Genomic DNA, 9,573 nt, shown 5'->3' on the forward strand with positions numbered 1-9,573 from the left:
CAGTGCCAAACAATAATGGGAGCCTTGGCTCCCATTATTTATGTTCAAAATCCTGCTTAAAACTCAGTGTCTTGATCGCTCACATCGATACCGAACGGCGCTACTGTTAACTCCCCCGCCACTCGCACTAGATGGAAAAACTGCGGAATATTAAACCGCGCCCGTGAAGCATAATGTTCATCGAACACATAATGGTGACTGACTTTATTCACTAATTCGGCCATGTTCGAGCCCGCCTGCACATAGTGACTCAGCTGATTTTCCTCATCGAGAATAAATACATCCAAATTATCGACTCGTTGACGTAGGAAATATTGAATCGCCCCTTTCGCCGCATAGTTCTGCACCACTTTAGGCATACTCGAAAAGGGATCGTCACCCAATTCAGGCCGCGGCAGCAGCACAAGATGACTACGGGATAACTGCTGATAAAAAGACTTAGCGTCGCTCAAATCCTGATAGGCCATGCCTAAGGGATTAAAAAAGATCCCATAACGAGTATGACTTATCTGTAGCGGCTGCACTAAAGTGCTGGATTGCTGCACTTTTTGGCACAAACGCATGGTTTGTTTTAATAGATTTTTCACTGCTAATTTAAGCTGTGGACGTAACTTCTGTGAACAGCTGATCACATCCATGTCCACGGGTAAGCTGGCCCGTCTTAGTCCCGGCGTCACAAAAGCTAAGGCTTGCAATACCGCAGTATCCCCTTCGAAGCGATGACACTGCCATTCACCCCAACTATTCAAGCAAATCGCATCTAACGCACCAAGCATATTGGCTTTTTTACGCCCGAGTGAGAACACGTTCGCATTCATCACATCGACCATCATTTCCTGTCCTTGCCATTCAATCGTGGGATCGCAATCCAGATTAAGCACGAAAATCAGCTTACGAAAATGCCATGGCTGGCATAAGTCACGTTTAGATACCCGCCAGTCGTGGTCGATAAAATTCAGTAACCGCTTAGAAGCTTCGGTAAGCCGTTTCGACTTTGCCTTACTCTGACCATATTCATGCCATTGCGTATCAGGCGTCGAAATTCCGTTTAGACATGCCCAGATCATTAAGGCGGATGGCGTTTTACCCTTACATATCGCCGACTCACCCAACAGATTTAGTGGCTGCGGCCCTTGGCGATAAAGATAATATTTCCGCTCGCGAGAGCTTGATACCATAGTCACTTCGGACTCGGCGACCGAGACACTCCACAGTAAATTCAGCTTAGCGATTTGGTCTTCATCTTGGCTAAAATAAGTGTGTAATTTACGAGTCAGCATGCCCAGCTCTTCAATCCGCAAGCCTTCATTAAGCTCATGGGTCGATGCAAAGCGCAGTAAAGTTTGGTAGCTCGCCAACAAGAGTTCATTCAGCTGCTCGTTAAACCAATTGAGCTGACCACTGTGCCAATGTTCGCAATCGTCTAAGGTGCTGATCAAACTGTCGGGCCATTGCCAATCCTGCACCAATTTTTGCAGCTTAGGATAACGCCAATCTTTGCCCTCTTGCGTGCGGCTCAAGTGCACGCCACATTTTAGATAAAAGCAGCGCCGCGCAATCTCAAGTCGACGGGTATCATTCTGCTTAAGCAAATAGGTTTCGATAATCTCGTAGATAGAGTAATAGGCATCATTCGATGTCGAAAAATCGCCAGCTAAGGTTTTCTGCCAGAGGCGATCACAAAGCACAGTTGAATGTGGATAATCGCTGGCATAAGCCTCGAGCAGCAATACTTTAATCAGCGCCTTATGGGGCTTTTCTAAGCCTTTATAGAGCTGCCATAGCGAAGCGCCAAAGTACTCACTCGCAGGTAATTCATGTACATCGCCTAAAAACAAGAGTGCGGGATTAAGTTTAGCGTCTGGCCACCATGCAATCGTTTTACCCGCCAGACGAATTTGACTACGATAAAATTCTTCCAGTAATAACCAGTGCTGAGTACTACCACTGTGCTCATGGGCCATGGTTGACTGGCAACCACGCTGCGTTTGATCACCACAAAACTGTTGCGGATGAACTAAGTAAAAGTTCACCTCAAACTGAAACTCGGCAAACCAAGCCGTCAATCTATCGGTTTTAATCCTGATCAGCGCTAACTCTTCAGGGCTTAAATCGGCTCTATGCACTAACCAAACATCGACATCACTCTTGGTATTTTGGCCAAAACTGCCTGTACTGCCCATGGCATATACGCCATCAAAGGCATTGATGTCTGCTTCTTGGATAATAAAAGGCAGCGAGAACACATCACAGGCTTGGGACTCTATCTCACCTTGTTGATACTCGTTAATCCCACAAGGTGTATTGGCGGCATGATAGCCAGGAGACTGAACGCTGTTCTGGTGAATTAAAAAGGGGATCAAATGGAATAAGTGTTTTTGCAGCGGCGATAGTAAAGCCAAGGCGCGCGCAATGCGGACCTTGTTAAGTCTTTCAGCTATATCAGGAAACTGTATTTGCCGATCCATTCAAAAACACAACACTTAAGCACTTATGAGAAGTGTGCTCATGTTAACACTTTTGCAAACACGAGCAACTATATGTGAAGCGCGTCACACTTTTATACTATTGAGAACATCGCCGACTTCAAAGAATCGATACGGCTTCCTTACATAAACGATTTGCCAATGTTAGCATTGGCGCAACTAAGATCTTTGATGGAAACTAGGCATGTCTGAGAACCGCATACGTATCGCAACCCGCAAGAGTCCGCTGGCCATGTGGCAAGCTGAATTTGTTAAAGCCGAATTAGAACGCATTCACCCAGGTATTGTGGTGGAATTGCTGCCAATGAGTACCAAAGGCGACGTTATCTTAGACACGCCGCTAGCCAAAGTAGGCGGTAAAGGTTTGTTCGTCAAAGAGCTTGAAGTCGCTATGTTAGACGATCTTGCCGATATCGCCGTGCACTCAATGAAAGACGTGCCAGTCGACTTCCCTGAAGGCTTAGGTCTTGAAGTGATTTGCGAGCGCGAAGATCCCCGCGATGCCTTTGTATCGAATTTATATAAATCGATCAGCGAATTACCATTGGGTGCAACTGTGGGCACCTCGAGCCTACGTCGTCAATGTCAGATACGTGCATCACGTCCCGACCTCATCATCAAAGATTTACGCGGTAACGTTGGAACTCGTTTAGCTAAGCTTGATAACGGCGAATACGATGCCATTATTCTTGCCGCTGCTGGCTTAATCCGTCTGAAATTGTCTGAGCGTATTGCCAGCTTTATTTCTGCAGAAGAATCCTTACCCGCCAACGGCCAAGGCGCTGTGGGTATCGAATGTCGCATCAACGACGAACGTGTTAGAGCGCTACTGGCGCCATTAGAGCATTTAGAAACTCGCTACCGTGTTCTTGCCGAGCGCGCGATGAACACTCGCCTTGAAGGTGGATGCCAAGTGCCGATTGGCGCATTTGCTGAAATCGATGGTGACAAGATGACGCTACGCGGCCTAGTCGGTAACCCCGATGGCAGTGAAATCATCGAAGGCGTGATCACAGGTCCAAAAACCGAAGCCACGCAATTAGGTGTTGCCCTTGCTGAAGAGTTACTCAGCAAAGGTGCCAAAAGCATTCTCGACGCCGTTTACGCTAAAGCCTAAGTCAATGAAAGTCTTACTGACGCGCCCCGAGGGGCGCAATCAGTCCATGGTCGATGCCTTGAATGAACGAGGCATTGCTCACTGGGTCACACCTCTGCTGTGTGTCGAAGCAACGCCCGCTATCGCAACGAATACCCCGCATCCTTTGGCACACGCCGATATGATTATCTGCATCAGCGCCAATGCTGTGACTTTTGCGGATAACGCCTTAACTACTACAAATCCACCCCATAAAGCTTGGCCTCCAGCTCAGTACTTCGCAGTAGGGCATGCGACTTGGGACGCATTAAACCAGCTCGGTATTTCGGCCCTAGAAGCCCCTGATGACTGTCAGCAGACCGAAGGGCTACTCACGCTCGCGCCGCTGCAAGAGATTAAAGGTAAGCAGATTACTATTATACGTGGCGTCGGTGGCCGCGAAGCCTTAGCCGAACAACTGGCTGCGCGCGGTGCACATTTGCGCTATTGGGAAGTGTATCAACGAGCTTGCCCGCCACTCGATGGACAACAGTTAGCTCTGCAATGGCAAGCCTTCGGGATAGACACTATTGTGGTGACCAGCGGTGAAGTACTGGATAACCTGATTAATTTAGTGCCAAAAGAGTTATTTGCATGGCTGCGCTCATGTCATATCATAGTCCCAAGTAACCGAGTAGAAGCTCAAGCTCACGCCTTTGGTATAACCCAAGTCACCAATGCCAATGCCGCCAACAGCAAAGCCGTGCTAAACGCCCTTAAACTCTAAGCGCTATTTAGCCCGATTTTACTCGAATTTCGGCAGTAGCATGTTTTCAAGGACTGTTAAATGGATAACAACAAGCACGACGCAAAGAGCCCAGAATCAGAGGCTACCGCTATTATTGTGTCACCGGAAACAACCGATGATACGCCCGCAACATCAGCGTCATCCACCGAATCCCAAACAGCCAAAGCCACCCCTTCAACCGCGCCGAGCCAAACGCCAGCATCCAGTAGAAGCTCGTGGGCGATTCGCTTTGGGGTTTTATTAGCGCTGGGGTTAACCGCTTGCACCCTTGGCGGCGGTTTTATGCTGTACCAACAAATGCAACAGCAACTGCTGGCGCAGGATGCGAAAAATATCGCCCTGCAGGACCAATTACAGCAAGCGCTGTTGCAGCCAAATCAACGTATTGGCCAGCTTGAACAGCAACAACTGAATGATGCTAAGACTTATCAAGAATTAACAAAATTAGCAGAAGACCAAAATCAACTGCAGGACAGGATCAATAAACTGGCCCAGCGCAGCCCAACGCATTGGATGGCCTCTGAAGCCGAATATCTCGTGAATATGGCGGGCCGTAAACTTTGGTTAGAGAAAGATCCCCGCACCGCCTCCGATCTATTAAAGTCGGCGGATGAAACCATCGCCGCCATGAACAATCCGGCGTTACTGCCTATTCGTAAGGCATTAGCAAAAGACATCGCCGCCACAGCCAGCATAAAAACCACAGATATTGATGGCAATGTATTGGCGCTCGATGCCTTAATTGAACAACTCGATAAACTGCCACTGAATCGCACCGACGCAGAAACCGATGCGCCAGAAGATACAACGATTACTGGGGATTTGAATGATTGGCAGAGCAATCTGGGTAAAACGTGGAAAGCGTTAACCCAAGACTTTATTACCATACGCCACAAAACCGCCGATGCGCCCGCTTTACTCGCACCAGAACAGCAATGGTATCTGGTGGAGAACATTCGCCATAAACTGCTGCAATCGCAACTTGCGTTATATCGCTATGACAGAGCGGCTTATCACCAATCATTGATGATGGCGCGCAAGTGGATCCAAACCTATTTTGATACGCAAGATCACAAGACAGCTGAGGCCATCGCCGAAATCGATAAATTAGCAACCTTAGAACTTGATCCTATTACCCTGAAATCCTTTGCAGCTAAACCTCTGTTATTACAGCTGACTAGTTATGGCGAGCTGACCTCATCAGAGGATACGCCACTATGATCAAGATATTAATTTTCTTAGGGATAGTGCTAATAGGGCTCTGTATCAGCCCTTGGTTGGTTGGTAATACAGGTTATGTCTATATCGCTGCCGGTGACTACCAGATTGAGACCAGCTTAGTCTTTGGGATCATTGCGTTAATTGTATTTTATGCCGTATTCCAAGCACTCGAATGGCTAGTGATTAGCGCCATCAATCTGATGCTGCGCAGCCGTTTTATTCCCCATCACTGGCGCCGCCGCTCGGCTAAAAAACATACCTTAATGGGTGCACTGGCTCTGGCTGAAGAAGATTGGCCTGCAGCAGAACGCGCCATGATAAAAGGCGCTGACAATGGCGAACTCCCTGCGCTTAACTTACTGGCAGCGGCCCGTGCAGCTCAGTATCAACAAAAAATAGGCGAGCGAGATCAATATCTTGATCGCGCTGCAGCGCAACCTCTTGCCGCGAATGCCGTCGCAACCACTCGCACTCGATACCTTTTAAAGCAAGGGGAATTAGCCCTAGCCCGCACCGAGCTGGATAAATTAGCACCGACGAGCAAGAGTAAAGCCCCTGTACTCAAACTCGCCCTTGAGTTATACCGAACCCAAGAGGATTGGGATGCGCTCAAGCTATTAATACCTATTTTGAAGAAGCGTCAGATCCTCGATGATGCTCAGCTGAATGAGCTCAATATCGCCACTAACTGCGCGTTACTTAAAGCCGCAGCCATCAAAGGTGAAGAAGCCTTAGAGCAATGCTGGCAGTGGTTATCTCGCAGTGAACGCAATCAATCTGAGTTTCTGGCGATTTATGCCATGGGTTTATGCCGCTTTAATCGTAAAGACCAAGCGCTGAAACTAATCGCGAAAAAGTTACGAACCGCTCCCGAGTCAGTACTTTTACATGCAATTCCTGAAATCGCGACAGCCCAAGACACAGAGATCCGTAAACAGTTACTCAAGCATGAAGTCACCCATGAGAATAATGCGGACTACCAGATGTGCTTAGCTAAGCTTTATCAGCAAACGCGGGATATGAAAGAAGCCAGAAGCTGCTTGCAGAATGTTTGCCGACTCGAACCAACAAAAGCCTCATGGCTGGCGCTCGCACGGATTCAAGAACAGTTAGGCGAACAAGGTCACGCCAATCAAAGCTATCGCCAAGCAGTTAACTTATAGCTCTACGACATCAATAAAGATAACGCCGTGATTTGCACTGTTGTGAGTCACGGCGTTTACCACTCACGAAGGTTCTTGCTTCATTCGAACTCAAAAACGAGACTCACTAGGTCGGTTTGTGTCGTTTTCATAAAAAATTAACCTTCCAATCCTAATTAATTTGTTATAAATATACTTAACTACAAAGTTGAAAAATACTAAATGCAGCCCTTTTTTTAAATATATCTACTATATCTAGTTACAAATCTGAATCCTGTCTTTTTTACTGCCAACATACCGCAAACCCCAGTCAGAGCAAGCAATGCAGACGTGTCAAAAAATTGACTTGCGTTACTTTGTTAGCTAAAATTCGACCACTTGTATCACAATCCAGCACATATGTTGGATTTGTGCGTCTGTGGAATTAACACACTTTGGCTGTTGGGAGCTAATTATGGGATCGGTAATTACATCAAAGAAAGGTTTGCTTAAGTTAGTAAAAGGGCAAATCAATGTCGAAGTTGATGGTTCAAATCAACCCGCTAAGGATGGCGAACAACTCCCAAAAGGTGCTGTGCTCCATATTGACGAAAACGCGACCTATGAGATCACCTTCGACGATGGCACTAAGCTATCGAACGAAGTTGCCCCCAACGAACCCGCAGTAGCCACCAACGCCACTGACGCGGCCGCCTTAGATGAAATCCAAGCATTACAAGATCTTATTGCATCCGGTGAAGACCCAACTCAGAATCTTCCAGAAACCGCAGCGGGGAACACTCCAGGCCGTGATGGTAACTCTGGCTATGTCACTCTCGCTCGCAGTGGTAGCGAAGTCTTAGCCACATCAGGATACTCAACCACTGGTCAAGCACTGACAGGCACAACGGTCAATGATCCACAACTGACCATTGCTGCAGATTCTCCTTCGGCACTCGCCAATGACAGCAATACGACCGATGAAGATAACATTGCCACTGGCAATGTGCTCGATAATGACAGCGATGTAGACTCAAGCTTAAGTGTTGTGAGTTTCGAAGTCGGCGGTACCACTTACGCAGCAGGTACCGAAGTCACGCTTGAAGGCGGCACTTTAGTGTTAAACGCCGATGGCTCATATACCTTTACACCCAATGAAAACTGGAATGGCCAAGTTCCTGTCATTACCTACACAACTAATACAGGCTCAAGCGCAACTCTTACCATTAATATCTCGCCTATAGATGATCCATCTGTTCTGGCCAACGATTCAAATACAGTCGATGAAGATACAGCTTCTACGGGCAACGTACTTGATAATGACAGCGATGTAGACTCAAGCTTAAGTGTTGTGAGTTTCGAAGTCGGCGGTACCACTTACGCAGCAGGTACTGAAGTCACGCTCGAAGGCGGCACTTTAATCTTGAACGCCGATGGTTCATATACCTTTACACCCAATGAAAACTGGAATGGCCAAGTACCTGTTATTACTTACACAACCAATACTGGCGCTTCAGCAACATTAACCATCAATGTCACACCAGTCGCCGATGGGGGACCTAGTGTCACTATCAATACAGATACAAACAATGATGGTTTTATTAGTAACGAAGAGCTAGCTGGCAATACTGAAGTCAATGTCACTATTGGCTTAGATGGCACAGGTGCAAATGTTGGCGATACGCTGACTGTTAATGGTGTTGACTACACACTGACTCAGGAAGATATCAACAATGGCTTTGTGAATCTCAACCTTCCTGCTCCCGGTGAAGGCGAAACGATTACAGTTGTGGCGACTATCACAGACAGTGCCGGTAACATATCTCCAGAAGGTAGTGATTCAGCACTACTCGATACAACTGCGCCAACAATTACTGTTGATGCACCTGATGATACCCAAGATACTACACCAACGATCACAGGTTCGACTGATGCACCGCCAGGTAGCACTATTACGATTGTTGTCACCGATAGCACAGGTGCAGAGCAGACTCTTACCACCACAGTAAACCCTGATGGCACCTATTCCGTAGATGTCTCTAACCCACTCGCTGAAGGCGGCTATACCGCTGTAGCAACAGTGACAGATCCAGCAGGTAATACAGGTGAAGCCACTGATAATGGTAATGTTGATAACACAGCACCAAATATTACTGTCGATGTTCCCGATGCAACCAATGACACAACCCCGACAATCACGGGCACTACAGATGCCCCTCCAGGTAGCACCATAACAATTGTTGTCACCGACAGCACAGGTACTGAGCAGACGCTAACCACCACGGTTAACCCTGACGGTACTTATACTGTGGATGTTACCAATCCTGTCGCCGAAGGCCCTATTACAGCAACAGCGATAGTTACAGATCCTGCAGGTAATACCGGCACAGCCACAGATGACGGTAACGTGGATATCACAGCACCTAACATCACTGTTGATGCACCCGATAATACACAAGATACCACCCCTACTATTACTGGTTCGTCAGATGCAACGCCAGGTAGCACAATTACGATTGTTGTCACAGATAGCACAGGTGCAGAACAGACATTAACAACGACTGTTAATGAAGATGGCACCTACGCAGTGGACGTCACAACCCCTCTGGCTGAAGGTGATTATACCGCTGTAGCAACAGTGACAGATCCTGCTGGTAATACAGGTAAAGCCACTGATAATGGCAATTTAGACACCCAAATTGACCAAGATGGCGACGGCAACACCGTGGCGATCACCAGCATTACCGATGACACCGGCGCCTCGGGCAGCGACTTCATCACCAATGACAACACCTTAGTCTTCAACGGTACCGTCGATTTGGGTGACAACAGCACCTTGGCCGTCACCATCAATGGCGTGGT

At 47.5% G+C, this 9,573-nt stretch carries 6 protein-coding genes; 5 read left to right on the forward strand and 1 reads right to left on the reverse strand.

Annotated features, from left to right (window positions below):
- Positions 1 to 56: 56 nt before the first annotated feature.
- Positions 57 to 2,468 (reverse strand): class I adenylate cyclase, encoded by a 2,412-nt coding sequence (locus Q4Q52_RS16155; RefSeq protein WP_311991094.1) that lies wholly within the window; start codon positions 2,466 to 2,468, stop codon positions 57 to 59.
- A 202-nt stretch (positions 2,469 to 2,670) separates the two neighbouring features.
- Here Q4Q52_RS16155 and hemC point away from each other — a divergent pair, with 202 nt between their 5' ends.
- From hemC to Q4Q52_RS16180, 5 genes are all read left to right on the forward strand, one after another.
- A complete protein-coding gene (gene hemC / locus Q4Q52_RS16160) occupies positions 2,671 to 3,603 on the forward strand; it encodes a hydroxymethylbilane synthase (RefSeq protein WP_126492964.1) in 933 nt (310 codons plus the stop codon).
- Positions 3,604 to 3,607: 4 nt separating this feature from the next.
- Positions 3,608 to 4,348, forward strand: coding sequence for a uroporphyrinogen-III synthase (locus Q4Q52_RS16165; protein WP_107946343.1), 741 nt, complete (start codon positions 3,608 to 3,610; stop codon positions 4,346 to 4,348).
- Between the two features lie 60 nt (positions 4,349 to 4,408).
- A complete protein-coding gene (locus Q4Q52_RS16170) occupies positions 4,409 to 5,590 on the forward strand; it encodes a uroporphyrinogen-III C-methyltransferase (RefSeq protein ID WP_311991095.1) in 1,182 nt (393 codons plus the stop codon).
- Entirely contained in the window at positions 5,587 to 6,753 is a 1,167-nt protein-coding gene (locus Q4Q52_RS16175; protein ID WP_311991096.1) for a heme biosynthesis HemY N-terminal domain-containing protein, read from the forward strand. Before Q4Q52_RS16170 ends, Q4Q52_RS16175 begins: the two co-directional genes overlap by 4 nt.
- A gap of 433 nt (positions 6,754 to 7,186) precedes the next feature.
- Positions 7,187 to 9,573: retention module-containing protein (locus tag Q4Q52_RS16180; RefSeq protein ID WP_311991097.1), on the forward strand; the 2,387-nt coding region annotated here is incomplete at its 3' end.

The organism is Shewanella sp. SP1S2-4, assembly GCF_031932075.1.
In the GTDB taxonomy this organism is placed as follows: domain Bacteria; phylum Pseudomonadota; class Gammaproteobacteria; order Enterobacterales; family Shewanellaceae; genus Shewanella; species Shewanella baltica.

Coding starts and splice junctions, on each gene's coding strand:
- Q4Q52_RS16155 (WP_311991094.1), bottom strand. CDS start 2,468: ATGGATCGGCAAATACAGTTTCCTGATATAGCTGAAAGACTTAACAAG.
- hemC (WP_126492964.1), top strand. CDS start 2,671: ATGTCTGAGAACCGCATACGTATCGCAACCCGCAAGAGTCCGCTGGCC.
- Q4Q52_RS16165 (WP_107946343.1), top strand. CDS start 3,608: ATGAAAGTCTTACTGACGCGCCCCGAGGGGCGCAATCAGTCCATGGTC.
- Q4Q52_RS16170 (WP_311991095.1), top strand. CDS start 4,409: ATGGATAACAACAAGCACGACGCAAAGAGCCCAGAATCAGAGGCTACC.
- Q4Q52_RS16175 (WP_311991096.1), top strand. CDS start 5,587: ATGATCAAGATATTAATTTTCTTAGGGATAGTGCTAATAGGGCTCTGT.